Annotated in this window: 1 protein-coding gene; it reads right to left on the reverse strand. The window is 62.9% G+C overall.

Features of this window, described 5'->3' with window-relative positions; genetic code table 11:
- The coding region (locus tag EN786_RS36795; RefSeq protein ID WP_135910144.1) for a hypothetical protein at nt 1-321 on the reverse strand (321 nt) is incomplete at both ends.

Here is a 321-nt window from a genome sequence, read left to right on the forward strand (position 1 = left end):
CGAGATCGACCGAAGCCTTGCCGTCGGCTGTATAAGGGTTGTCGAGCGGCCCGGTTTCGAAGCGGAACTCGTCGACATTGGGTTTTTGGTGGTCGAGCGCGAACTTGCCGTTCAGCCGAAAACCCGGATCGGGCTTGCCGGTGCTAATCTTGACCGGCTCGCCGTCATTGCCGCGCAGCTCGGCCGAATTCCGGTCGGCGCCGGAGATCTTGAGCTGGCCGGAATAGACCGCGGCGCCCTTGACGATGCCGGCATTGCCGTCGGTTTCGATGATCAACGGATAGGCGTCGGGATCCGCCTTCAGCCTCAGCCGCATCTGGC

The sequence above is a fragment of the Mesorhizobium sp. M4B.F.Ca.ET.143.01.1.1 genome (assembly GCF_004792275.1).
In the GTDB taxonomy this organism is placed as follows: Bacteria; Pseudomonadota; Alphaproteobacteria; order Rhizobiales; family Rhizobiaceae; genus Mesorhizobium; species Mesorhizobium abyssinicae.